The sequence below is a fragment of the Cytophagaceae bacterium genome, assembly GCA_016722655.1.
GTDB lineage: Bacteria > Bacteroidota > Bacteroidia > Cytophagales > Spirosomataceae > Leadbetterella.
Window position 1 is genome coordinate 1,989,787 of the sequence record JADKIR010000004.1, and the last position, 25,326, is coordinate 2,015,112.

General features: G+C 37.7%; 23 protein-coding genes. 10 read left to right on the plus strand and 13 right to left on the minus strand.

Annotated elements, in window-relative coordinates:
* Positions 1-174: 174 nt before the first annotated feature.
* Complete coding sequence (locus tag IPP61_09110; protein ID MBL0325325.1) at positions 175-2,754, plus strand: zinc-dependent metalloprotease; 2,580 nt, start codon at positions 175-177, stop codon at positions 2,752-2,754.
* 72 nt (positions 2,755-2,826) lie between these two features.
* On the opposite strand, the gene IPP61_09115 is transcribed toward IPP61_09110, so the two are convergent.
* Positions 2,827-3,507, minus strand: a complete 681-nt coding sequence (locus IPP61_09115; protein ID MBL0325326.1) for a metal-dependent hydrolase — start codon at positions 3,505-3,507, stop codon at positions 2,827-2,829.
* Positions 3,508-3,739: 232 nt separating this feature from the next.
* Between IPP61_09115 and IPP61_09120 the strand changes: the two genes are divergently transcribed.
* Both IPP61_09120 and IPP61_09125 read left to right on the plus strand, forming a co-directional pair.
* Positions 3,740-4,987 (plus strand): cystathionine gamma-synthase family protein, encoded by a 1,248-nt coding sequence (locus tag IPP61_09120; protein MBL0325327.1) that lies wholly within the window; start codon positions 3,740-3,742, stop codon positions 4,985-4,987.
* A 66-nt stretch (positions 4,988-5,053) separates the two neighbouring features.
* The gene (locus IPP61_09125; protein ID MBL0325328.1) at positions 5,054-5,854 is read left to right on the plus strand and encodes a phytanoyl-CoA dioxygenase family protein; all 801 of its coding nucleotides are present in this window, start codon (positions 5,054-5,056) and stop codon (positions 5,852-5,854) included.
* A gap of 140 nt (positions 5,855-5,994) precedes the next feature.
* Here the strand turns inward: IPP61_09125 and IPP61_09130 are convergent, their stop codons facing one another.
* The 8 genes from IPP61_09130 to IPP61_09165 all read right to left on the minus strand — a co-directional run bounded on the left by IPP61_09130 (position 5,995) and on the right by IPP61_09165 (position 12,208).
* Positions 5,995-7,269 (minus strand): C1 family peptidase, encoded by a 1,275-nt coding sequence (locus IPP61_09130; protein MBL0325329.1) that lies wholly within the window; start codon positions 7,267-7,269, stop codon positions 5,995-5,997.
* 202 nt (positions 7,270-7,471) lie between these two features.
* Complete coding sequence (locus tag IPP61_09135) at positions 7,472-8,974, minus strand: hypothetical protein (protein MBL0325330.1); 1,503 nt, start codon at positions 8,972-8,974, stop codon at positions 7,472-7,474.
* Entirely contained in the window at positions 8,916-9,491 is a 576-nt protein-coding gene (locus tag IPP61_09140) for an RNA polymerase sigma factor (GenBank protein ID MBL0325331.1), read from the minus strand. Before IPP61_09140 ends, IPP61_09135 begins: the two co-directional genes overlap by 59 nt.
* Positions 9,492-9,687: 196 nt before the next feature.
* A complete protein-coding gene (locus tag IPP61_09145; GenBank protein ID MBL0325332.1) occupies positions 9,688-10,182 on the minus strand; it encodes a DUF2911 domain-containing protein in 495 nt (164 codons plus the stop codon).
* 60 nt (positions 10,183-10,242) lie between these two features.
* Positions 10,243-10,977, minus strand: a complete 735-nt coding sequence (locus tag IPP61_09150) for an ABC transporter ATP-binding protein (protein MBL0325333.1) — start codon at positions 10,975-10,977, stop codon at positions 10,243-10,245.
* Between the two features lie 107 nt (positions 10,978-11,084).
* The gene (locus IPP61_09155) at positions 11,085-11,438 is read right to left on the minus strand and encodes a DUF5615 family PIN-like protein (GenBank protein MBL0325334.1); all 354 of its coding nucleotides are present in this window, start codon (positions 11,436-11,438) and stop codon (positions 11,085-11,087) included.
* Positions 11,435-11,659, minus strand: a complete 225-nt coding sequence (locus tag IPP61_09160; protein ID MBL0325335.1) for a DUF433 domain-containing protein — start codon at positions 11,657-11,659, stop codon at positions 11,435-11,437. Before IPP61_09160 ends, IPP61_09155 begins: the two co-directional genes overlap by 4 nt.
* A 45-nt stretch (positions 11,660-11,704) precedes the next feature.
* Positions 11,705-12,208 (minus strand): GNAT family N-acetyltransferase, encoded by a 504-nt coding sequence (locus tag IPP61_09165; GenBank protein ID MBL0325336.1) that lies wholly within the window; start codon positions 12,206-12,208, stop codon positions 11,705-11,707.
* 101 nt (positions 12,209-12,309) lie between these two features.
* Between IPP61_09165 and ypdA the strand changes: the two genes are divergently transcribed.
* The 3 genes from ypdA to IPP61_09180 all read left to right on the plus strand — a co-directional run bounded on the left by ypdA (position 12,310) and on the right by IPP61_09180 (position 16,205).
* The gene (ypdA, locus tag IPP61_09170) at positions 12,310-13,278 is read left to right on the plus strand and encodes a YpdA family putative bacillithiol disulfide reductase (GenBank protein ID MBL0325337.1); all 969 of its coding nucleotides are present in this window, start codon (positions 12,310-12,312) and stop codon (positions 13,276-13,278) included.
* 218 nt (positions 13,279-13,496) lie between these two features.
* Positions 13,497-15,305: a translational GTPase TypA gene (gene typA, locus IPP61_09175; protein ID MBL0325338.1), complete on the plus strand. Its 1,809-nt coding sequence runs from the start codon at positions 13,497-13,499 to the stop codon at positions 15,303-15,305.
* Positions 15,306-15,386: 81 nt separating this feature from the next.
* Positions 15,387-16,205, plus strand: coding sequence for a mechanosensitive ion channel family protein (locus IPP61_09180; GenBank protein MBL0325339.1), 819 nt, complete (start codon positions 15,387-15,389; stop codon positions 16,203-16,205).
* Here IPP61_09180 and IPP61_09185 read toward each other — a convergent pair whose 3' ends face one another.
* The 4 genes from IPP61_09185 to IPP61_09200 all read right to left on the minus strand — a co-directional run bounded on the left by IPP61_09185 (position 16,206) and on the right by IPP61_09200 (position 20,633).
* Positions 16,206-17,573: an MATE family efflux transporter gene (locus tag IPP61_09185; protein MBL0325340.1), complete on the minus strand. Its 1,368-nt coding sequence runs from the start codon at positions 17,571-17,573 to the stop codon at positions 16,206-16,208.
* A 36-nt stretch (positions 17,574-17,609) separates the two neighbouring features.
* Complete coding sequence (locus tag IPP61_09190; GenBank protein MBL0325341.1) at positions 17,610-18,854, minus strand: metallophosphoesterase; 1,245 nt, start codon at positions 18,852-18,854, stop codon at positions 17,610-17,612.
* A 56-nt stretch (positions 18,855-18,910) separates the two neighbouring features.
* Positions 18,911-19,372: a peroxiredoxin gene (locus IPP61_09195; GenBank protein MBL0325342.1), complete on the minus strand. Its 462-nt coding sequence runs from the start codon at positions 19,370-19,372 to the stop codon at positions 18,911-18,913.
* 205 nt (positions 19,373-19,577) lie between these two features.
* The gene (locus IPP61_09200) at positions 19,578-20,633 is read right to left on the minus strand and encodes an acyl transferase (GenBank protein MBL0325343.1); all 1,056 of its coding nucleotides are present in this window, start codon (positions 20,631-20,633) and stop codon (positions 19,578-19,580) included.
* 55 nt (positions 20,634-20,688) lie between these two features.
* Between IPP61_09200 and IPP61_09205 the strand changes: the two genes are divergently transcribed.
* The 4 genes from IPP61_09205 to tnpA all read left to right on the plus strand — a co-directional run bounded on the left by IPP61_09205 (position 20,689) and on the right by tnpA (position 25,173).
* A complete protein-coding gene (locus tag IPP61_09205) occupies positions 20,689-21,201 on the plus strand; it encodes a hypothetical protein (GenBank protein MBL0325344.1) in 513 nt (170 codons plus the stop codon).
* Between the two features lie 160 nt (positions 21,202-21,361).
* Complete coding sequence (locus IPP61_09210; GenBank protein MBL0325345.1) at positions 21,362-22,576, plus strand: dipeptidase; 1,215 nt, start codon at positions 21,362-21,364, stop codon at positions 22,574-22,576.
* A gap of 49 nt (positions 22,577-22,625) precedes the next feature.
* On the plus strand, positions 22,626-24,119 hold the full coding sequence (locus IPP61_09215; GenBank protein MBL0325346.1) for an alpha-amylase: 1,494 nt from the start codon (positions 22,626-22,628) through the stop codon (positions 24,117-24,119).
* A 610-nt stretch (positions 24,120-24,729) separates the two neighbouring features.
* A complete protein-coding gene (gene tnpA / locus IPP61_09220; protein MBL0325347.1) occupies positions 24,730-25,173 on the plus strand; it encodes an IS200/IS605 family transposase in 444 nt (147 codons plus the stop codon).
* Positions 25,174-25,326 lie beyond the last annotated feature (153 nt).

The window sequence follows — 25,326 nt, forward strand, 5'->3', positions numbered from 1 at the left end:
GTGACAAAAGTCATAAAATCGACTATAATTCGAGCGGATTTTTAATTTGGTAGTTATATTTTAACCTTTGGTCATTTTTTTTTAATACATTAGTTGAAATAATTTACTTTTGAATTTACTATGCAACTATTCTAAAATCTTTGTTTCTATTTTCTAAAATAACTTAAACAAACTATGCTCAAACACTACCGGGTATTATTAATGGCGGCCTTTGTGCTGATTCAGGGAATTGCCATTGCTCAAAAAAAAGATAAAAAATCAGATCAGACACCGGCGGTAGCCGAACAACCTAAGAAACCAGAGGCTCCCAAAAAACCAGAAACACCTAAAAAAGGCCCTAAACCCTATAAAGAGGTGATCGATAGCACGGTTGTTAGTAAGAAAGGTTTAATGACTGTCCACAAAGCCGACGATAAATATTATTTCGAATTGGCTGACTCGCTTTTTGGAAGAGAAATTATGGCCATTACAAGATATTCAAAAACTCCGGCCGGAGGTGGAATATTTGGTGGAGAAGAAGTGAATCGCCAGGTAGTAAAATGGGAAAAAGGCCCTTCCAATAATATCTTTCTGAGATCAATCACTTATGTAATCATGTCGCCTGACAGTACCAAACCTATGGCTCAGGCAGTGAAAAATTCAAGTGCCGACCCGATTATTGGTAATTTTGAAATAAAAGCTATTAAAAAAGACTCTTCCGATAAAAGAAAAACCAGCTATGTGATTGACGTAACTTCCCTTTTTGATGCCGATATCCAGACATTTTCTTTAGGTTCTATTGATAAACAGGTATTGAACATTGTTGCTTTTCAGAAGGATAAATCATACATAGAAAAGATAAATGCCTATCCAATTAATATTGAAATTAGGATGGTTAAGACTTTCAGTACCACGCCACCGAGAATCTCACTAACTCCAATGCCTCAAATTGGAACCAATTTGCCAGCTGCTTTAGATGCAGGTGTTTTGACTATGGAGTTTAATACCTCGTTGATATTATTGCCCAAAACTCCCATGCGTAAAAGGCTTTTTGATGCACGTGTAGGTTATTTTGCCAATCAATACAGCGTTTTTGAGGAAGAGTCTCAAAAATCAGATAAAGATGTGTTTGCTGTGAGATGGAGACTGGAACCCAAATCAAAAGAAGATGCTGAAAAACAGAAAAAAGGTGAGTTAATTGAGCCTAAAAAACCAATAGTTTATTATATCGACCCTGCTACTCCAGAAAAATGGAAGAATTATATCAAAGAAGGGATAAATGACTGGAAACCTGCATTCGAAGCTGCAGGATGGAAGGATGCAATCAGAGGTGAATTCTGGCCTGAAAACGATTCAACGATGAGTCTTGAAGATGCCCGTTATTCAGTTGTTCGTTATTTTGCTGCAGATATACAGAATGCTTACGGTCCAAATGTTCATGACCCTCGCTCTGGTGAAATCATCGAAAGTCACATTGGTTGGTATCACAATATTATGAGTTTGCTCCGTAACTGGTATTTGATTCAAACCGGTGCCACAGATCCTGCAGCTGGAAAGAAAAAATTTGACGATCACCTTATGGGAGAGTTGATCAGGTTTGTATCATCACACGAAGTTGGTCATACGCTTGGATTACGTCATAACATGGGTGCATCATCGGCAACCCCAGTGGAAAAACTTCGTGATCCGGCATTTCAGGAGAAAAACGGTCATACTTCTTCGATTATGGACTACGCCCGTTTTAACTACGTAGCACAGCCCGGCGACGGAGTGAAGCATTTCTTCCCTCGCATTGGTGATTATGACAAATGGGCTATCAAATGGGGTTACAGCTATTTTGATGACTCAAAAACCGAAGACACTGACAAGGCTATTTTGAATGAGATGACCAAAGAAGCCTACAAAAATCCAAGGTTGAGGTTTGGTACTGAAATCAGTCCTTATGATCCTCGTTATCAGACCGAAGATATTGGTGACAACGCCATGAGGGCCTCAGAATATGGTATTAAAAACCTTCAGAGGATATTACCTAAACTACCTGAATGGTTCAAAGAAAACGGTGAAAGTTACCTGGAACTGGATGAAGTATATGGTCAGTTGGTAGGTCAATATCGCAGGTATATGGGGCATGTAACCAAAAATGTTGGCGGTATTTACGACAACCCAAAAACCTATGACATGGAAGGTAACCAGTTTGAAATCGTGCCAAGAGCCATTCAAAAAGATGCAGTGAGCTTCCTAAACAAACAATTGTTTGAAACCCCAACCTGGTTGATGGATCAGAGTATTTTGGCCAAAACCAAACCAGAAAACGGTGTAGAAGCCATAAAATCAATTCAGGATGCTACACTATCTAACCTTTTTGCCGGTGATAGAGCCGTTAGGTTGATGGAGGGAAGTGCAGTCAGTGCTGCCAACTATTCAGTAGATGAAATGATGAATGATTTGAAGGGAGGTATATTCAGTGAATTGAAATCAAAAACCAGCATTGATATGTATCGTCGGAATTTGCAGAAATTATACGTTGACAAGGTGATTACTTTGTTGAATCCTGGCAAAACTACAGTGAGGGCTATTCCGGTAGGTGTTACTTATGGCTTTAGCATGCGTACGGTTGATTTGAATGAAACGGATCTTCCTTCTATAGCCCGTGGACATTTAGTTGCTTTGAAAGCAGAACTTGCTGGTTCGTCAGCGAGAATTACAGATAAAATCAGCAAATATCATGTTCAGGATTTAGTTGCCAGAATAACCAAGGCTCTGGATCCGAAATAATTTCAAATTATGCTTAAAACATAAAGGCCATTCGAATAGAGTGGCCTTTATGTTTTTTATCCAAAAAATTGATTAAACTTCAATTATATCACCAACTCCCGGCAAAATCAGCTCCTTATCCGCAGCTGAAAAAGCAGCCTTAGCAGCATGATGGTCGATTTTTATAGGTGGAAACGAATCAAAATGACATCCGATAACTTTGTTGACCTGAGCAAAATCGGCCGCCAGGATTGCATCCTCAAAGCCCATTGTAAAATAATCGCCTACAGCCATGATGGCAAAATCCAGTGGAGGGCAGATTCTGGGTATTAACTGCATGTCAATTGTAAGTGCAGTATCTCCTGAGTAGTAAAAACAATGACTTTTATCCCAAATTACAAATCCCATTGGGTTTCCTCCGTAAGTGCCATCAGGTAGGACACTGGAATGTATAGCCACTACATTTTTTACTGTAAATCCATCCAATGTTACTTTACCGCCTATGTTCATTCCATAACCAGAAAGCCCTTTGGCTTCGTACCATGACATGATTTCAAAATTACTGATGATTTTCGCACCGGTTCTTTTAGCTATTTCTACTGCATCAGCCACATGATCCCCATGCCCATGTGAAATCAGAATATAGTCAGCCTCAATAGTCTCAGGTTTGATTGCTGTGGCCAGAGGATTGCCACTGATAAACGGATCGAAAAGAAGTTTTTTGCCTGCAAATTCTACTAAAAAACAGGAATGACCGAAATATTTTATTTTCATGATGACAATATTTTCTCACATAAATATAGAGCAAATTAAAAAACATATTACATAAAATATGATTTTTTCGATTTTGAGAAATAATTAAAGCTTGGATTTTTTTAATAAAAGAAAAAAGAATAATACACTAATAAAAATATAAAAAATAGAAAAAAACAATATAATAATTAAAATGCTTGGAAAAATAATTTATATTTTTAATTTTTATGGAAAATATCAAACCTAAAATAAAATGAAAAACAACCTTCATCCCGAAAGCCTGATGATGTCTTATGGCTATAATCCTCATTTTTCTGAGGGAGCAATAAAGTGTCCGATTTTTCAAACTTCCACTTTCGTTTTCAAAAATGCCGAGGAAGGAAAAGCATATTTTGAACTTGCTTATGGACTCCGTGATAAGCAAGAAACTGAAGAGCTGGGTCTGATTTATAGCCGTATCAATAATCCGGATCTTGAAATTTTGGAAAACCGACTGAGTCTTTGGGAAAGGGCCGAAGATTGTGCGGTATTTGAAAGTGGCATGTCGGCAATAAGTACAGCTTTTTTAGAATTTCTTCGACCTGGTGATTTGCTTCTGGCAAGCGGTCCTCTTTATGGAGGAACAGATCATTTTATTTATCATTTTTTGCCACAATGGGGTGTTAATGTGGTTGAGTTTACCCCGTATGATTCAGAAAGTGCAATTATTGATAAAGTAGCAAAAAGTGGTTTTTCTACCCGATTGGCAATGATTTATATTGAAACACCTGCAAATCCCACCAATACCCTTATCGATTTGGAAATGTGCCGTCGTGTGGCCGACTATTTTCAGAAAAAAAACAATATAAAAGTAACAGTTGCGGTAGATAATACCTACATGGGTCCCCTTTGGCAGAAACCTCTAAATTGGGGTGCTGATCTTTCAATTTATTCTGCAACAAAATACATTGGAGGTCATTCTGACGTCATTGCCGGTGCAATTTGCGGTAATAAGGAGACGATTGGTCGATTAAAAGTTCTCAGAACTTTTCTAGGAAACATGGCTGGACCATGGACAGGTTGGCTGCTTCTGCGTAGTCTCGAGACCCTCAAAGTCAGAATGGAACAACAGGCATCCAATTCCCTAAAAGTGGTCGATTTTCTGAAAAATCATCCCAAAATTGAAAATATATATAGTCTGGCCTTACTTGATGAAAGTGATGGCGAGCAATTTCAGATTTATAAAAAGCAATATTCTTCAGCCGGTGCAATGATAGCTTTTGATGTAAAAGGAGGAGAAAAAGAAGCATTTTTGTTTTTAAATAAACTTAAACTCATAAAACTTGCCGTAAGTTTAGGCTCCACGGAATCTCTGGCTGAGCATCCGGATACCATGACCCATGCCGGAGTAGAGGAGGCTCATAAAATTAGAATGAATATTACACCTAAGCTGATACGCTTGTCTATCGGTGTAGAGAATTTCGAAGATTTGATTTGGGATATTTCGCAGGCACTGGAATAGAAATATTTTGAAATTTAATTTTGATGAGATAATTTTTCTAAATTTATTCAAATTTCAGCCTTAAAAATGTTATTGAATCAATATTACAAGCTTAGCCCTGGGCAGATTGAGTTTTACCAGAAAAATCGTTTCATTAAACTTAAGAATGTTTTTGATGCAGAAACGCTGGCTTTTTATGGTGAAAAAATCTCTCAAAAAGTGCAGGAACTCAATACCAATAAAGATCCTTTGGATCAGCGGGATACTTATGGGAAAGCATTTTTGCAGATTTTTAATCTTTGGAGAGAGGATCCCGAAATCAAAGATTTTGTTTTTTCAAAAAGACTTGGGAGGATCGCCTCAGAATTAATGCAGGCCAATGGAGCCCGTATTTATCACGATCAGGCACTGTTTAAAGAGGGTAGGGGTGGCATTACGCCCTGGCATGCCGACCAGTATTATTGGCCACTGGCAACCGACAAAACCGTCACAGCCTGGATTCCGCTACAGGCAATTCCCCTTGAGATGGGGCCACTGGAGTTTAGTGCAGGTAGCCACGTGATAGTAGAAGGACGTGATCTTGCGATAAGTGATGACTCTGAAACAAAAATTGCTGAAAGACTCCGTGTGACAGATTTCGAACACGTGATTGAGCCATTTGATTTGGGGGAAGTAAGCTTTCACTCTGGTTGGGTTTTTCATAGAGCCGGAGCCAATAGAACAGACCAAATGCGGAAAGTGATGACCATCATTTATATGGATAGTGAAATGATTCTCAAAAAACCTGAAAACGAAAATCAGCAGAAAGATTGGGAGGTTTGGTGCCCAGGAGCAAAAATCGGGGAGGTCATCCATACAGAAATCAATCCGATGGTTTACAGTATTTAAACTACCCATTTTAGATATATTTGTTAAAAATTACTCCAAAAACTAACCTATGGAATCGTCAGCTCAGGAAATAAACAAACTGTTATCCCTAGATTTCTAAACAAAAAAAAGAGACGCTTTTTGCATCTCTTTCCATTTATCTATCTTTTTCTTTTTGAGGTTTCTTCGTCTTCGGTATCTTCTTCCTCTTCTTCAGTTTCTTCTTCCTCGAATTCCTCTTCTTCATCTTCCTCTTCTTCCGTTTCTTCTTCTTCGGATTCTTCTTCTTCTTCGGATTCCTCTTCTTCTTCAGATTCCTCTTCTTCTTCCTCAGTTTCTTCCTCGCCTTCCAGATCACGGTTTACGGTATAATCGTAACCGTCTTCATCGCCATATTCAGTTGAGAGTTCATCAAGGCCTTCAATGAATCCTTCCTCGTCTTCTGTATAAAGATAGAATTCGTTGAGCTGCACAAATACCCCATTTTCATCCTCACCTTCTTCATAATCAAAGAAAAAATCTTCTTCGTTTTCGACATATTCCAGCACTAATGCCTCCAAATCAGCAATGAAATCCTCGGAGTTTTCAGTGTAAACATAGAAATCAGTAAATACCAAATACTCATCGTCATAGAAATATGAATCCTCATCTTCAACCTCAATGTCGGAACTGTAATCCAAATTTTCAATTGATTTAATGATCCAACTATCGTTAGAATTGAATTCCCTGGTCATTACATAATCGTATGGAATATAGCAGTAACCACCATCGCCCCACTTGTCACCCCAGGAATTTCTAACAATAAACACCTTATCTATGTCAGAATATCCCACACATAGCATTGCATGCCAACCATGAGTTTCACGAACATTATCAGAGGCCTTTGGCATAGGTACCCGGCCTTTGTTTTTGTTGGCGTCATCAAATGATTTGAAAGTGTTGATAGCAAAAGTAATGGGATAGCCCTCCGCAAGAGTCTCCCTCCAAAGGTCCAGATCGGTATCAATAAATTCCTTTTCGACCACCTTAAATTGAGAACCCTGGTCATATGCCTCACCAGCTGGCTCTTCGTTGATAGAGTCATACACATTGGGCCAAAGGGGTTCTTTACAAGCTCCATATTCTATCAGGCCATCAATCGCGGTCTGGATATACGAGCCTCCGTCTTTATCATGCATATCGTCGAGATAGCGGGCATTATAATAAATATATAAACGGCTTACATCTTCTGAGTTGCCAAGTTCTCTTTTGGCCATATATTCATAAGCTCCTGCTAAAGCATTGGCTACGCAGCTATTGCCTACTTGTAGTTCAATAGAGGTCAGGAATTTTCTAAGATCAATTTTCTGAGGAAGATTTGTTTTGTTTTGAAGAGTTTTTTTAGGAGCATCTCCCGGTCCTTTTCCGGCCAGATACCCACCATAACGGTTTTCCATAGCTTTTTAAAAAATCTGATATTTAAATGGTTAGTTCAATAAATCCCCGTAGATTTTATTCTCTGGAAATTCTGCCGCAATTATAATAATTTTAAAAAATATTGGTGAAATAATGAGAAACTATTTTTTTATCAGATTTTTTTAAAAAAATATCCTACCGGAGCCCGGCAGGATATTCGGATTTTTATTTGTCTGAAACTTTTTATTTCTTAAACTGATATCTCAAACCATAATTGACACCAAAGCTTCGTGGTCTGAAGTTTAGATTTGTACTTTCGCCTACTCCTGAAAACAAAGCATGCTGGTACATGCCACCGAGTGTCAATGCCCAATTATTCATTACCTGATAGTTTAGGCGAGCTCCACCCAGAGCACTTAGATTATAAAATTTGTAATTAGAATTAGAGGCATTAAGTCGCTGTGAGCCTGTAGCGTCACTTTCAAATCTGCTTTTCAGAAATAAATCGTTGCTTACTCCTCCCAATGCCTCCGCTTTTAGATTTTTGATGAGTGGAATTGAATAATTTAAAACCACCGGAACTGCGAGGTAATTGTAATATTGCCGGCTGGTTTCCGATAGCGACAATACTGTCTGATAGTCAGCATTGTTGGCCGAAAGATAATTTGCCTGAAAGTAAGAGCTCACTTCTCCATTTTTAGGATTTATTGCAAAAACATTGGAGTTCATAGATGTATTGGCCAGCATATATCTTAAACCACTTTCAATTCCCAAGTTTTTTGAGAAAGATTTTCCAATATTAAGCCCAAAATTTAAGGATTGACCATTCTTAAAACTATTTTCCGGCATTACGTTGTTTTGACTATACTTACCAGTATTTCCGGTTCCAGAAGGTAAAAAAGAAGTTTGTACATTTCCATCTTTGATAGACTGATATGCCTCATCGTTTTTAGCACTGGAAAGTGCCTCGCCTGTGAAACCGGAATAAGAATAATTTGGGTTAAAAGGTGCCGCTCCGGAGTTGAGCCCAAGCCACATTTTCCCGGTTTTATCTGTTTTATTTGCTATAGTTTCTTCTTCAGGCATTTCATAAGCCAATAAGTTTCTTTTTGTGACAAACCTGTTGGCATAGATCCTGGCCTTTTTTGAATCCAGTTTGTTGACAGCTATGTTGTAATTTTCAGGACCCTCATTCGAAATTTCCACGGGCAATTGCGTTGAAACCATTGCAACACTTTCAGTTGATTTTCCGGCAAAAATTTCAGGCTCATTATTTTTTAAAACTTCATTTTTTAAAATATTTGTAACAATTGACTTTTTATTTTGTAAAATTCCATTTCCGGCCATTGCCAGATTAGTATTATTTGTTGCCCCCGCAGTTTGTTGATTTTTAGTAGATTTTGGCACTTCTCCAGCATTTTTCAATGCAGGTTGTTTTGCCGAACCTTTATCATCTTGCACCGTCAAAACAGCATTTCCCTGTTTGTTTTCAGGCAATCTGGTATAAAATATATATCCAAGTGTGAGCACCAAAGCAGCAGCTATGCCCGAAACCAGCCGGGGGTTAATCCACCACAATATAAGCCCTCTTTTCTTCGATTTTTTATCGAGTTGGGCTTCGATATTCTCCCAGGTATTTTCCGGCGGGGGCACCGAATAGTTACCTAGAGCATCGCTCCATTGTTTTTCAAAATCCTCTTTCATATTCACTCCGGCTTTTGGCCAGTCTGTTATTCTCTTTTTCAATTTTTTCGCTCAAGAGGGTTTTGGCCCGGGCATATTGAGACTTAGATGTACCCTCATTTATATCCAGCATTTCTGCTATTTCCTGATGCTTGTAGCCTTCAATGGCATATAGGTTAAAAATCATTCTTGACCCCTCAGGCAGCTCATTGACCATGCCCAGAAGTGTTTCCATTTTCATGTTTTCCAGCCCCAAATTCTGTTGATTTCGATCTTCCAGATCATACTGACCGGCTATATCTACCCATTTCATCTGAGCATTTTTTTGCAGCACTTTGAGTGCGGTATTCACCACTATTTTTCGCATCCAGGCTTCCAGAGGGCAATCAAACCTGAATGTGTCAATCTTCCTGAAAATCTTCACAAATGCATCCTGCAGCACATCCTGAGCTTCTTCCCTGTCTTTCATATATCGCATAGCCACGCCAAACAGCTTCCCCGAAAACTGCTCGTACAGTTTTCTCTGAGCAACCCGATCCTGACGGATACAGGCTTCTACTATTTGCTGGTCGTTTGACATATTTAAAAAAGGCCGACCGGAATGTTAATCCGGAATTTAAGGGTATTATTATGACTCAAAAAACGAAAAAATAGTTGGAATGCCGAATGTTTTTTGCGAATATTTATTACCGACAGTTTTAGTTTACTATTAAAACTTTATAAAACAAAAAAGCTGCCCAAATGAGCAGCTTTCATTGATTATTTTTAGAAAATCATTATTTCAACGGAATATGAATCATGGTATTATCCCATCCAATAGTGATTTGCTTATCTTCGGCAGTGATGGTTAATTTTTCCCAAACACTATCTGTAGGCATTGATTTTACGCTTACTTCAACAACATTTTTGTCTTTGATTTTATCATATTCATAAGAGCCCCATTGTTTTAGCTGAGAATTAAGAATTACCGTCCATTCTGTGGCATTAGGAATCGTAAACAGGGTATAAGTTCCGGCTTTTACACTTTTTCCGGCAAATGATACATCGTTTTTGAAAGTTACTTCGGTTGCTGCATTAGCTCCTGTACGCCAAACCTGACCATAAGGAACCAATTTGCCAAAAATCTCACGATCACGTTTTGAAGGTTGACCATAAGTAACTTTTACATTGGAACTTTCAGTGGTAACTGCAGGGCTTTGAGGAGCTTTTTGAGCCAAAGCCACACTACCTAATATTACAGCGAATAAAAATAAGAATAAGGTTTTTTTCATTTTTTATTAATAGTTATGAATTGAAAAATATAACATTTATTGCAATAACGATTAAGTGGGTCATTTAGTTTTTTCCATCAATTTTTTTGCCATTTCTTCAGGATTAGTAGGATGTGGGTTAATCTCATCAGACTCTATAAGACCATCTCTTAGCCTAACTACCCGATGGGCGTATTTGGCAATGTCTTCTTCGTGAGTAACCATTATAATAGTGTTTCCTTTGGCATGAATTTCACTAAATAACTGCATGATTTCATAGGAAGTTCTGGTGTCGAGGTTACCAGTGGGCTCATCGGCCAATAATATAGATGGATTATTTACCAGTGCCCTGGCTACAGCAACACGTTGCCTTTGCCCCCCAGAGAGTTCATTCGGTTTATGCATTGATCTTTCGCCAAGTCCTACGCTAGCCAATACATTCTGGGCAATCTCGGTGCGATCGGCTTTGTTGTACCCTGCATAAATAAGCGGTAGGGCCACATTTTCGAGTGATGACTGCCGGGGTAATAAGTTGAAAGTCTGAAACACGAAACCAATCTCTTTGTTTCTGACCTCAGCCAGCTCGTTTTCCGACATGTGACTTACATCTTTTCCATTGAGCACATAAGAACCACCTGTAGGGCTATCCAAACAACCGATGATGTTCATCAATGTGGATTTTCCTGAGCCTGAAGGACCCATAAAAGCCACATATTCACCTTTTTCGATGGTGATTGAAACTGTCTTGAGGGCATCAATTATTTCGGTACCCATGATGTACCTTTTGGCGATATTTTCAGTTTTGATTATGACCATTTCTATTTTATTGTCCAAAACAAAAGTAATGGATTAAGTTTTAAGGAAGATAAAATTTCTATCAACGAAATATTTGGCGGATGGGTGGTAGGAATTTGGAGGCTTAGTTAATCATAAGGTCTGATTCTGATTTTATTTGGGGTTATAGTTGTAAACGAATCTTGTAAAAGATTAAATTTTGATTTTATAATTTCCAGTAATATCTGCTTTATTTTTTGGGTTTCTGAAAAATGATACCTAAATAAGATTACACTAATGTCTTTTTGATTATGCGAGAACACCAATTCTCCGAAATCTTTGTCTTCAGTAAGAATAATTTTGGATGGATTTTTGGAGATCGAAATGATTTCCTCATCGGTAACTCCTCTATGATTTTCATAAACTGAAATCGCCGGGATGCCATTGTCTCTAAGGAATTTTATAATATTCCGGTCAATATTTTCATCTGCCAGAACCATCATGCAAGTACTTCCTCATTGGCCAAAATATCAGCAGCATATTCAAAACATGCCTCAATTTCCTCATTCTTTAAATTGGGATACATTTCCAAAATGTCTTCTTTTTTTGCTCCTTGTGACATTTTTCTAAGAATGAGCTCAACAGCTATTCTGCTCCCCTTAACAATTGGTTTACCAAGTAAAATCTGATGATTTATTTCTATGAAATTTTGGTAATTTTTCATTTTTATAAAAAAAGTTTTTTCAAATATACAAATTTAACCGCCTTTTCAAATCTCATAATAATTCAGCAATTCCTTTTTTTCTCCAAACCAGATTTTGTTTTGGAAAATAAAACCCAGTTTTTTTAATAATGCATTAGATGCTTGATTTTCAGGGTTTACAATTGCGGATATTTTTTCTAATTGAAGATCATTTTTGCCAAAATTCAAAGTAGCTGCCGCAATTTCTGACCCAAAACCCCGACTGATATAGTCCGGCAAAAATGCAAATCCCAAATCAGGAGCAGGCAGTTCTTCCCGGTTTACAAAACCACACATTCCTATCTTTTGATTTGATGCTTTTTCTTCAACCAGATAAAAACCATAACCGAGCGTCTCATAGTTTTTCAAAATTCCTTTTTGCAAATATTCTTCGGCATCTTCCAACGTTTTTACGTTCCTGTCTCCAATAAATTTGAGCCAAAGTGGGGTGTTGAGAAGTTCCACCATAAAAGGAGCGTCTTCTAAAGTAAATCTTCTGAGCTTGAGCCTTTCGGTCGTTAAAATGTGCATTTTTAATATTTTCTTGAACAAAACATTTTGAAATATAGACCATTTTTTCAAAAAAATTAACCCAAAACATCAATTAAAGTATGATTTCGTAAGTTTGTTGTATGAAAAACTTTGATGTCATTATTATCGGAGGCGGGCCCATTGGTCTAGCTAGTGGAATAGCTTGCCAAAAGGCCAGGCTTTCTTATGTGATACTTGAAAAAGGTTGTCTGGTAAACTCCCTGTATAATTATCCCACTACAATGACTTTTTTCAGCACCTCAAATCTGCTTGAAATAGGGGATGTCCCATTTGTGAGTATTTCTGCTAAACCCACCAGGGCCGAGGCACTGGAATATTATAGACGGGTGGTTATTGCAAAGAAATTAAATATCAAGCTTTTTGAGGAGGTATTGGATGTACAAACTACCGGAAATGATGTAAAAATAAAGACATCAAAAGATGAATACACAGGTAAAAGCCTCATTTTAGCTACGGGCTATTATGATATTCCAAATATAATGAATGTGGAGGGAGAAAATCTTCCCAAAGTTACCCATTACTACAAAGACCCGCATTTTTATGCTTTTCAGGACGTGTTGGTGGTAGGAGCAAATAATTCTGCGGTGGATGTGGCACTCGAAACCTGGAGAAAAGGTGCAAGAGTAACGATGGTAATTCGCGAACCGGAGATTGGCCCAAGTGTAAAATACTGGGTAAGACCTGATATTATCAATCGTATTGAGGAAGGCTCGATTAGAGCATATTTTAATTCAAAAATTGCTAAAATATCCGAAAAGGATGTCACAATTGAGACACCTGAAGGGCAAACAGTTATATCTAACGATTGGGTGCTGGCCATGACAGGTTATCAGCCAAATCTTTCTTTTTTAGAAAAAATAGGAATTAAACTTGCCGAAGATGAAATTAGAAAACCACAATATGATGAAAATACTATGGAAACCAACGTGCCCAATGTGTACCTGGCTGGGGTTATTTGTGGAGGTATGGATACCCGACGGCTTTTTATTGAGAATTCCCGTGAGCATGCCGAATTGATAGTAAAGAGTATTTTGGAAAAAAATCGTTGAAACAGTAAGCTCAGAAGGCTTTTTTGGAAAATTTTTAAAACAAAACACTCAATACTTTTTATCTGATTAAACATTTGAATATCAATATTTTACTTTAAAATAATCTACCTTTATTCTTTTTTCTGAATAATAATTCCTACCTTTGCGGACTTTTTGAGGAATCGTATTTAACAGTTCTTGAAAAATTTCATCAAATCATCCTTTAAAATAAGGAAATAATGCAAGAAATAAGAAACATCGCCATCATCGCTCACGTTGACCACGGTAAAACTACTTTGGTTGACAAAATTATTCATGCTTCAAAAATCTTCAGAGATAACCAGGAATTTGGAGATCTGATTCTTGACAACAATGATCTGGAGCGTGAGCGTGGTATCACCATAGTTTCGAAAAACGTATCGGTAAGATACCAGGGTGTAAAAATCAATATTATAGATACTCCGGGTCACGCCGACTTTGGCGGTGAAGTAGAAAGGGTATTGAAAATGGCCGACGGGGTTATCCTGTTGGTAGATGCCTTTGAAGGGCCTATGCCACAAACGCGTTTTGTATTGAGCAAAGCCATAGATTTGGGCTTGAAACCGCTGGTAGTAGTTAATAAAGTAGATAAAGAAAACTGTCGCCCTGACGAAGTGCATGAGGCGGTTTTTGATTTGATGTTTAACCTTGGGGCCACTGAAGACCAGTTAGATTTTCCATGTTTGTATGGTTCTTCAAAACAAGGTTGGATGGGTCATGACTGGAAAGAGCCAACCGACAATATTACTCCTTTGTTGGATGAGATCATAGCAAAAATCCCCGCTTCGCCAAGTGTAGAAGGTACTCCACAAATGCAGATTACCTCATTAGACTACTCCTCTTTTGTAGGACGTATTGCTATCGGTAGATTAGCCAGAGGAGTTCTGAAAGAAGGTATTCAGGTATCTTTATGTAAGTCAGATGGTACTATCAAAAAGATGAAAATCAAAGAGTTGCATATATTTGAAGGCTTGGGTCGTGTGAAGGTTCAGGAAGTAGAATCAGGTGAAATATGTGCCATCACAGGTCTGGAAGATTTTGAAATTGGCGATACTGTTGCGGATGCCGAAAATCCGGAAGCATTGGCAAGGATTTCTATTGATGAGCCTACTATGAACATGCTTTTCACCATTAACAATTCTCCGTTTTTCGGAAAAGAAGGAAAGTTTGTTACTTCTCGTCACTTGCGTGATCGTTTAATGAAAGAAATTGAGAAAAACCTTGCATTGAGAGTAGAACAAGGTGACTCAGAAGATAAATTTGTTGTGTTTGGTCGTGGTATTCTTCACCTTTCGGTTTTGATCGAAACCATGCGTCGTGAAGGTTACGAATTGCAGGTAGGTCAGCCACAGGTATTATACAAAGAAGGTCCAAACGGTGAAAAGCTTGAGCCAATTGAGACTTTGGTAGTAGATGTGCCGGAAGAAACCGCAGGTAAGGTAATCGAATTGGCAACGCAACGTAAAGGCGAACTTTTGATCATGGAACCAAAAGGTGATTTGCAGCATCTGGAATTTAATATTCCTTCACGTGGCTTGATAGGTTTGCGTTCCAATGTACTTACTGCCACTCAGGGTGAGGCCATCATGAACCACCGTTTCAAAGTTTATGAAGAATATAAAGGAGCAATTCCTGACCGTATCAATGGTTCGATGATCTCAATGGCTAATGGCCCGGCGGTTCCTTATGCTATCGATAAACTACAGGATAGGGGAGTGTTTTTCGTTGATCCAGGTGAGGATGTGTACATGGGGATGGTAATAGGTGAGCACAATCGTCAGAATGATATTGTGGTCAATGTACAAACCTCGAAAAAACTTACCAACATGCGTGCGTCAGGATCTGATGACAACGTGAAGATTGCACCAAAAATCAATTTCTCTCTGGAAGAATGTATGGAATATATTCAAAAAGACGAATATCTGGAAGTGACACCTAAGTCATTGAGAATGAGGAAAATATACCTTGACGAAAACGAGCGTAAACGCATGGAGCGTCAATCAAACTAATTTGAGTACACAATTTGGAAAGCCTCCGGAGTGATTGCCCCGGGGGCTTTTTGTTTTATATTTGTAAAAAACTTAACGATTTTGAAAGATTTAAATAGCTTGCTGCAACTTATTCTAGATAAAGTGATTGCATATTCTCCGAAATTAATGGGGGCTCTTATCGTATTAATTTTTGGTTTTTGGCTGGCAAACAGAATTGAAAAGTTAGTTGTTGGGCGACTCAAAAGGTCAAGTTTTTCTCCTGAAATAACTTCATTCTTAGGTTCACTTTTAGGCATAACCCTGAAAGTTGCCGTATTATTAATGGCAGCCGGAATGGCCGGTTTTGACACCTCGGCATTAGTGGGAATGTTGGCTGCAGCAGGATTTGCTGTAGGTCTGGCGTTGCAGGGAGGCCTGGGAAATTTTGCCTCCGGTATATTGATATTAATTTTTAAACCTTACAAAGTAGGTGACTGGATTGAAGTCGAAGGCAAGTTTGGAAAAGTAGAAGAAATACAGATTTTTAATACACTTCTGGTTACACCCGGTCTCAAAACTTTGATAATTCCCAATGCCCAGGTTACTTCTCATACAGTTGTTAATTATTCAAAAAAAGGCAAAATCAGACTCGAAATCATGATTGGAATACCCTATGAAGAGAGTTTTCCCAGGGTAAAAGAAATCATTGAGAGGGATTTGAAAAAAATAAAAGGATTAAGTGAGGGTCCCACCGGTTTGGTAGGAATCGAATCTTTTGAAGCTTTTTTTGTTAAAATAGGCGTTAAACCCTATGTTCATCCCGATAAATATTGGGATTTGTTTTACGAAATCAACGCCGTATTAAAAAAGTCATTTCACGAAAATAACATTTCGGTAACTTACCCTGACAGTGTGAGATCGGGTAGTTTTGGGGAATAATCAATGTTTTTTTGTTAAAAATCTCTCATTGATTATTTTTGGATTAACCAAAAACCTATATCTGAAATAAAGAAAAATTGCTGAAGCGGTAAGTCCTAATAATAAGCCGGTCCAGATTCCATTGGCACCCATTCCGGTTTTGAATCCCAAAAAATATCCGGCCGGAAGGGCGATCACCCAGTATGCTACAAATGTAATCGCAGTAGGGATTTTGATATCAGCCAAACCTCTTAAAACACCCAATCCTACTACCTGAAGGCCATCAGAAAGCTGAAATATTGCAGCAATAGTTAGCAATGGTGTGGCAATTTGGATCACATCAACGTCGCTGATATAAAAGTGCAATATAGGCAATTTGAAGAAAAATATAATAAGCATACTCAATGTCATAAAAGCAAAAACCATAATATAACCGGCATTTCCCGCAATTTTTATAGCTGCTGCATCTCTTCGACCCCAGGCGTCACCCACCCTGATTCCTGCCGCAAACGAAATGCCAGTGGCCATCATATAAGTAGATGAGGCAATGTTAATCGCAATGTGGTGAGCAGCCAAAGCAGTTTCTGAAATCCAGCCCATCATGATAACTGCCGTAGAAAATGCACCGATTTCGAAAAAAAACTGAAAACCGCCCGGAATACTTCTTCTTAAAATTTCTTTTACAATCCTAAAATCCGGAACCCAACGATTGTTTCTGAAAATTGATGCGTGTTTATTGTTGAAATATAGATATGCAGCAAGACTCAAAAACATTATAGATCGTGTAACCAGCGTGGATACAGCCGCACCGTTGAGGCCAATTTCAGGGAAAAACAAGCTTCCTTTTATCAGTACATAATTTCCGAAAACGTTGAATGCTAGTCCGATAATAGTGATAATCATCGATACCTGAGGTCTTGAAAAACCATCAACAAATTGCTTTAACGCTATATAAAGGTATAAAAAGAAATTGGAGGCAAGAATGATTAGCAAAAAGGAGGGTGAAAGTCTGCTGACTTCTGTAGGTTGATCTAAAATTCCAAAATTATAATAAATTGCAAGCCCAATTGAGCTAAGTACGATTCCATAGGTGATGGCTACCCAATTGGCGTTGACAAAGAGTTTTTTCAGGTATTTTGTATTGTTTTCGGCAAAACTTTTTGATACCATAGGTGCTATAACGGCAAGTCCACCCACTGCAAAAGAGCCAATTAGAAATGCAATGGAGTTAGATACACCAGCGGCTCCCAATGCCGTTTTTCCCAATAACTGTCCTACCATCACGTTGTCAGCAACTGCCATAAGAACTACTCCCAATTGCCCAACAATTATAGGAATTGAAAGTCTCAGGGTAGTTTTTAGTTCGTTAACTAGTTTAAAATGAAGCATATTTAAGGTATATCAATTCCGGATAAGAAGTATTAATTACACACTTTTGAGGGTAAAAATACTAATTTCGGGTAAAATACCTACTCTTCCAGGATATCCAATAAATCCAAAGCCCCTGTTTACATAGAGTTGTTGGTCGGCTTCTTTGTATAATCCTGCCCATTCTTTGTATCTGTATTGCACCGGACTCCATTTAAAGTCTCCGATTTCAACGCCATACTGCATGCCGTGGGTGTGACCGGCAAAGGCCACATTTATATCGGGTTGGTGTCCGGCAACCTGTGCTCTCCAATGGCTCGGGTCATGAGAAAGTAGCAGTTTTACAGGCTGGTCTTCGGTGTTTTGCAAGGCTTTTTTTAGATCACCTTTTTTGATAAAACCACCCATCCCCCAGTTTTGAATTCCAATAATTCCGATACTTTCTCCTTCTACTTTCAAGCTCCTGTTTTCGTCCATAAGAATATCCCAACCCATCAATTTATGTCCTTCAATCAGCGTTTCCAGATTTTTACGCTTGGTGGCCTCACTTTCCCATGGCATATAATCACCATAATCGTGGTTTCCAAGAGTAGAAAATACGCCTAAAGGTGCTTTAACTCTTTTAAAAGTGTCAAAATAATCATTCAATTCTTTGGCTTCGTTGTTTACCAGATCACCCGTAAAAAACACTACATCCGGTTTTTCGGCCAAAAGCATATCCACTCCTCCGTTTACAGCGGTTTTATTGTAAAAACTTCCCGAATGAATGTCTGATAGCTGTGCTATGGTCATACCTTCAAATTTTTTCGGAAGATTTTTGATGAAAAGAGGCACCTTTCTCACTCTATAATCATGTGCTCCGGAAATGATTCCGAAAACCATAGTTCCAAGATTCAAACCTCCTACGGCAAGGGCTCCTGTGGCCAGAAACTCTGATCTTGTAAGCGTAGCCGGCTGTGGAGTGTCGGGTTTTTCGATGGCTTTTTGTCCCAGATACCTGATAAGGTTAACAATATCACCAATCAATAAGAATACAGAACCCAGAATTTTTGAAAGATAAATCAGAAAAACACCTGCTGCCATCAGGTTTCGGGCTTTTGCACTGATATATTCAGGGAAAAGAGTAAAAGCTGCAAGCGTCATGGCCAGTGAAATCACCGGAATGCTCCAATAAATGAAATGTATGACTCTACGGGAGTTTTCTGTTAAGCCACGTGTCAGGGTTTTTATGGCCTGAAAAAAGTAAAAGTCAATGATAAGAAAAAATATCACGACTAAAATGAGTCCGAATATTCTGTTCATGTTTTATTAAAAAAGGAGAAAAGTGATGTTACTTTTCTCCCATAAATTATTTATTATTAAGCCAATGCAGCCTTTACATTTTCAAAATTCGGAATGTCACCCGCACTTTCCAATACTTCAGCGTAGGCTATTTTTCCATCTTCATCTACTACAAAAGCTGAGCGTTTTGCTACACCTTTTAATCCTAAAACAAACTCTTCGTATTGTGAGCCATAGGCAGCAGATACTTCTTTGTTGAAATCTGAAAGCAATGGGAAGGGTAATTTTTGATCTTCTTTAAATTTACCTAAAGTAAAAGGAGAATCAACCGAAATTGCCAGGATTTCAGCGTCAAGGTTTTGGTATGAAGCTATGTCGTCACGAAGAGAGCAAAGCTCAGTAGTACATACGCCTGTAAAGGCCATAGGGAAAAACAAAACTACTACTTTTTTGCCCTTGAGGTTTGAAAGGCTAACTTCTTGTTTTTCAGTAGAATAAAGTTTAAAATCTGGTGCGATATCGCCAATCTGTAATGCCATGATATTGATTTTTTATAAGTGTTACTGAAAAGAAAAACCTTTTTTTGAGCTGAAAGGTTTGATTTAGAAGAAAAAAATGGTTGAGCGGTGGTTTTTGGGTTAAAAGAGTTTGATTTTTTTATGCAAAATGAAAGAAGTATTAAATTTATCCAGCTTATCTAAAACTATTATCTGCTGCCTGTTCCCTGTTTTCTGATCCTTATTATCAACTTACCAACAAATTGCACCCTCTTACATCGGAATTGTCAAACCGGCCCATCACAGTAAATTTGCTATAATCTTCGGTAAAACTCCCCAGATCTTTGGTCTCAATGAAACTGCAGGAATCAATATTTGCCAAATCTATGACATTGATTCCGCCTGTTTTTCCTCTGTATTTTACAGCCTGTTCAGTGTTGCCAATAGCAAAGCTTGGCAAATATGAAAAAGGGTCATTTACTTCCCGGAGTAGTATTTTCATTGTATTTGCCAATTCAAAAACCCCTTTGCCTTTCGAATACCCCTGTGAAAGCAACTCAGTCATACCATATTCCGAATGAATTTCATTTACCCCAAATGCACCTTTAAGGATACCATGAAGTTCTTCCCTGATCAATTCTTTTCTTCTTCCTTTCATACCACCGGTTTCCATGATGGTGAGCTTGAGGCTGATTTCCCTAATCACCTTCGAGTAGGTTTCATTTTCAGCCAGGTCCAACAAAGCGAAACTTACTCCCAATAAGAGAATTTTGCGGTTAGTTTTCGCCGCTTGTTTCATTTGAAAGATCATCTCGGCGATATTGTCAAGATAAAAACCACTTAAAGTGCTATAGGAATAATAAACAAAATTCTGAACCATATATACCAGAGAAGAGTTGTTTCGTTCAAGATATGATGGTAATAGAGCAAAAATATGGTAATCTGTCAAAGGCCCGTAAAATTGCTCGAAGGTCTTTCTGCTGAGTAACTCATAAAGTGGAAGGTCTGCAATATGATGCTGGCTGGTATTTTGGGAGGTTGTACCGCTGCTTTCAAATACCAGCTGACTTTCAGCGTTTTGATTGAGTACTTTATGTGTTTTGAATATTTCTATGGGCAAAAATGGGATTTTCTCAATGCGGTCGACTTTTTTGATATCCTTTTTGAGAGAATCAACGTATAGTTTATAAACCAGGTTTTGGTCATATTGATATTTAAAAATATCCAATGCGAGTTTCTCAAATGCCAATGGATGGTTTCCAAGCGAAATTATGGCTGATTTGAGTTCGTCTCTAAGTGTCATTTTTTGGTTTTCTAAACGAAAAAATATATTAATTTTACAAAATTAAGATTTAGGTATGAGTAAGCAGTATTTATTCGGTTTAATTATTTTGGCTGCGGTGGCTTTGAGTTCTTGTTATAAGGAGCCCGACTTTTCGATATCTCCGGTTATTGAGTTTTACACTATAAATTCAGAAGTGAGGCTTGACCAGGCCACTGGAGGGGTTAAAGACTCTGTGGTTGTGACTATTAAGTTTCAGGATGGTGATGGTGATCTGGGTGTTAATACCGAAGAAACTACCGAATATCAAAAGAAATATGGCTATAATTTCAACGTAAAAATGATGCGTGAAAAAAATGGCAAATTTGAGGAAGTGGTCAATGAAGTATCTCTTTCAGGATTTTTTCCGGTTCTGAGTACCGATAAGCCGGGTCCATTAGAAGGCAAACTCAGCTACCGGATGCCTGCATTTTTTCATGATTTTTGGATAAAAAAAGATAAAGTTAAGTTCCTCATTACCATAAAAGACAGAGCAGGAAATGAAAGCAACCAGGTGGAGACAGATACCATAATTCTCAATAATCTTTAATTTCCCCTTCATTATCCATTCATTTTTAGGATTATTTTTATTCAAAATAGATTAATTCTCTAGCCTGATCGCCTTCTTTTCCTATTTTTTATCAGAATATGCAGCATTGAAAAAACCAAAGCTTATATTTGGTAAAGAAAACATTACCCTTACCAGTAACATGAAAAATCGTTTAACTGCCCTTATTTTATTTGTATTTTTTGCCAATTCATCGCAATTATTCTCTCAAAATAACCTTGAAAAAGCTAAAAATCTGGCTAAAAACTATATAATTGTTGATGGTCATGTAGATTTACCTTATCGTCTGAAAGTTAAAAACTTTAGGATGGAAAAAGAATTTGTTGGAATTCCAATCGCAAGTGAAAGTGGTGATTTTGATTTTAAGCGTGCTAAAAAAGGAGGATTAGATGCTCCAATCATGTCGATTTATATTCCCGCAAGTTATGAACCAGCTGATGCTCAAAAGCTTGCTGATTCGCTGATTAGTATGGTTGAGTATATTTCTGCTGAAAATCCGGATTATTTTCAGGTTGCCAAAACACCGAAAGAAATTTCAAAAATAACGAAAAAGGGAAAAATTGCCCTTCCAATGGGAATGGAAAATGGCTCTCCAATTATTACCCTAGCCGATGTGGCCGCATACAGAGCAAAAGGCATAAGTTATATTACGCTGTGCCACGGTAAAGACAATCGGATTTGTGATTCCAGCTATGATACTACCGGCACCTGGAAAGGTTTGAGTCCATTCGGAAAAGAGGTAGTTGTTGCTATGGCCAATGAAGGCATTATGATTGATGTGTCACACATCTCCGACAATTCCTTTTATCAGGTTGTAGAAATGGCACCTGTCCCGGTTATTGCCTCTCATTCTTCTTCCAGGTTTTATACGCCTGATTTTCAGAGAAATATGTCAGATGATATGGTTAAAAAATTGGCAAAAAATGGTGGTGTAATAATGATAAATTTTGGCTCTACTTTTCTATCCAATGAAGTGACAGAATACAGGAAAAGCCTGCAATCCGAAATCAAAAAGATATTAGACGAAAAAGGTGTAAAACCCAGGTCAGATGAAGCAGAAGCTATCATGGATGAGTTTTTTGCAAAACATCCACTAGCTTTTACCGATGTCAAAAAGGTTGCAGATCATATTGATCATGTTCGTTCATTGGCGGGAATAGACCATATTGGCTTAGGTTCTGATTTTGATGGAGTTGGAAATAGTCTGCCAACCGGCCTCAAAGATGTAGCTGATTATCCCAACCTTATTGCTGAGCTCCTAAATCGGGGATATTCTGACAAAGACATTCAGAAAATCTGTTCGGGCAATGTTTTCAGGGTTTGGAATAAGGTTTTGGCTTATGCCGAAAAACACTAAGCTTATCAATTTAAAACTCAAATATTCCCAAAATCATAGCTATTGCCTATTGCCCAAAATCTTAAATAGCAACAACATCCCCCGGATTTTTTACGAAATCTTTGTCCGTTCATTTTGTGATTCCAATCGTGACGGAATCGGTGACCTCAATGGTATTACTTCCAAACTTGACTACCTGGTAGAATTGGGCGTGGAAGGAATCTGGCTTACCCCATTTTGCAAGTCAAACTCCTATCATAAGTACGATGTAATTGATTATAAATCAGTTGATCCCGAATATGGGAGCATGGAAGATCTCGAAAGACTGATTCATGAATCTCATGCAAGGGGAATTAAGGTTTTGTTTGACTTCGTCATTAACCACACCAGTAGCAGTCACAGATGGTTCCAGGAAGCTAAAAAAGGTAAAGACAACCCTTTTAGAAATTATTATTATTGGATGACCCCAGAAGAAATCAAAAAACGGGGCATAGAGAAACGACGGGAAACTGCTGATAGTCAGGAAACCCAACCCTGGCATTGGGCTCAAAAGGGTGAGGAGGAAAAATACTATGGATTGTTTTGGAGCGAAATGCCTGACCTTAATATGGATAACCCAGCGGTAAGAAAAGAAATTTATGAAATAGGGAGGTTTTGGTTGGAAAAAGGAATCGACGGCTTCAGGATGGATGCCGCAAAGCACATTTATCCAGATTGGGAAGTAAACAAAGCCCACGATTTTTGGGTGGAGTTCCGCCAAAAGATGGAAACCATAAAACCCGAAGTTTATATAGTAGGAGAGGTCTGGACCTCAGCAGAAAAAATTGCCCCTTTTTTCAGGGGATTAAAAGCCAACTTTAATTTTGATCTGGCCTTTGCCATTCAGGATATTGTAAAAACGGGCAAAGTTGAGAAAGATATTGTGAAAATGCTTTTGGAAAATTATGAAATATTTTCAAAAGAAAACCCGGATTTCATTGACGCCACTATGCTCAGCAATCATGATCAAAACCGTATAGGAAGCATCGCTGAGGGCAATATTGACAAATTGAAGGTGGCGGCAAGTTTACTCCTGTCCTTACCAGGTAATTCATATCTGTATTATGGAGAAGAACTTGGGATGAAAGGAACCAAGCCCGATGAGAATATCAGGGAGGCTTTTCAATGGAACAGCAGGTTTGAGGATCATGAACGCACCAATTGGAGGAAACCAAAATTTAATTCTGATTCAAAAACCACGCCTTTGCGTTTTCAGCGGGAGGATTCTCAATCGTTGTTTAATTTTTACAAAAAATTGATACAAATAAGAAAAGAGATTCCAGCACTTTCACAGATTAGCCCACCAAACCTGAAGCATTCAGCTATCAAACATCCTCACGTAATCTCATTTATCCGGCCTAGTGCTGCCGGAGATGTGCTAGTTATCCAAAATGTAAGTGAAAAAAATGTTGTTTTGGATTTTAAATTTCAGATAAAACAAGAAATATTTTCGAATAAAAATCCTGAAATAAAATCCCAAAAACTTCACCTTCCTGCCTATGGATTAGGGATTTATTTGTTGTGATGGATATTTGGCTAAAGCCAATTGTTTTGTCTTTTCTCTATCTCCAGCTAATGCTGGAGGCAATTATTTTTTTTATATTCAATTGAGATTTGCATTAGCATATTCTTAAAAAAATCAATCAGAAATAAGGGAATTTTAATTTTTTAAAGCCAAAACTGAAAGCAATTATTATTTTTTCAATAGAAATGGCCATTAGCCTATTTGAAAAATAAATATCAGCATGAATATAAGGGCTTTAGCCCAAATTTTGTTTGGAATAATTTAATGTGAAAGATTTGGCTAAAGCCAATAATTTTGTTCTTTTTCTTTCTTCTATCTCCAGCTAAAGCTGGAGGCTATTTATATGTGCTTTTTTTTCAATAGAAATGGGCTATAATCTAATATTATTTGGAAAAAATGTGAATTTAAAATTACCTTTTGCCAATTAATTTCTTGATTCTATCTTTTATTCATTTCAAGCTTAGGGTTATTTTTGATTTTAAAATTTCAATAGAAATGGGCTTTAGCCCATTTACTTAATTTGAGACCCAGGAAATCAGGGCTTTAGCCAAATATTTCTTTTGTTTTTTTAATTTCCATTATTATATTCGATAAATAAACACAGCCATTTATGCCATACATAAAAGTTTACATACATTTTGTTTGGAGTACAAAAAACAGGATTCCATATTTAAAAACTAAAAAGATTAGAAGTCTGATCTGGAACCATATTTTCCATAATGCACGAAATAAAGGAATATTTGTGGATTCTGTAAATGGATACTCTGACCACTGCCATTGCCTTATTTCATTGGGTGCCAATCAAAACATCCAAAAAATCATGCAGCTTATCAAAGGGGAATCGTCCTTTTGGGTAAACAAAGAGAAAATTATTGGAGATACAAAATTTGAGTGGCAAGAAGAGTATTTTGCTGTTTCAGTTTCAGAGTCTAAGATTGGAATAGTTCGAAATTATATCAAAAATCAGGAAGAACATCACAGAAAGAAGACATTTCAAGAAGAATATGAAGAATTTATAAGCAAATATGGATTTGAAAGATTCACAGATAAATGAATTTGGCTAAAGCCAATTGTTTTGTATCTTTAATCTCTCTCCAGCTAAGGCTGGAGAGAATTGGTTGATTTTAAAATTTCAATTGAAATGGGCTTTAGCCCATTTGAAAAGTATATAAAAGTATGAATATAAGGGCTTTAGCCCAAATATTTT